This is a genomic window from Staphylococcus sp. EG-SA-15 (assembly GCF_017151895.1).
Taxonomy (GTDB): Bacteria; Bacillota; Bacilli; order Staphylococcales; family Staphylococcaceae; genus Staphylococcus; species Staphylococcus aureus.
The window spans coordinates 1-688 of record NZ_JACVZN010000067.1 but is presented as its reverse complement, the minus strand read 5'-3'; the positions used below and the strand labels follow the sequence as shown (position 1 = coordinate 688).

The 688-nt window shown below is 32.1% G+C and carries 2 protein-coding genes; one reads left to right on the top strand and one right to left on the bottom strand.

All coding sequences use genetic code 11. The features are described from left to right. Positions 1 to 152 (top strand): coagulase (locus IDG64_RS14335; RefSeq protein ID WP_033858684.1); only part of this gene is annotated, 152 nt, incomplete at its 5' end. Between the two features lie 181 nt (positions 153 to 333). Here IDG64_RS14335 and IDG64_RS14330 read toward each other — a convergent pair. Further along, entirely contained in the window at positions 334 to 441 is a 108-nt protein-coding gene (locus IDG64_RS14330) for a hypothetical protein (protein ID WP_031762187.1), read from the bottom strand. Between the last annotated feature and the right edge of the window lie 247 nt (positions 442 to 688).

Genomic DNA, 688 nt, shown 5'->3' with positions numbered 1-688 from the left:
AAACAAATGCATACAACGTAACAACACATGCAAATGGTCAAGTATCATATGGCGCTCGCCCGACACAAAAAAAGCCAAGCGAAACAAACGCATATAACGTAACAACACATGCAGATGGTACTGCGACATATGGGCCTAGAGTAACAAAATAAATTTATAACTCTATCCAAAGACATACAGTCAATACAAAGAATTATGTATCTATACAACAGTAATCATGCATTCTATGATGCTTCTAACTGAATTAAAGCATCGAACAATCGGAAGCATATTTCTAAATTATTTATTCATTATAGTCTTAAACATAACATGACCTAATATATTACTAACCTATTAAAATAAACCACGCACATCTAAGTGATATACGACAATCACAGCAATAATAATTGCTTTAGAAAGTCGTACCGAACTGGAACTTACAAGTCTAGTTCGAACACACACTGATGTGAGTGGTTTTCTTTATTTTAAACATGAACAATCAGATAAGTTACTAGCATTAGCAAATATTATTAAATCAAAGGGCTTCGATTCATAAAATTTAAAACAATGATTAAAATTAGACGTGTAAATGTTAAATTCTAAAACGGAAATACCCACCATCCCATTAAACCACTTTTTTGTTCAATCACTATGTTTCACATAGCTTCATTAATAAAACGAAATTGCTTCAACCCGCTTCAACTTCAAC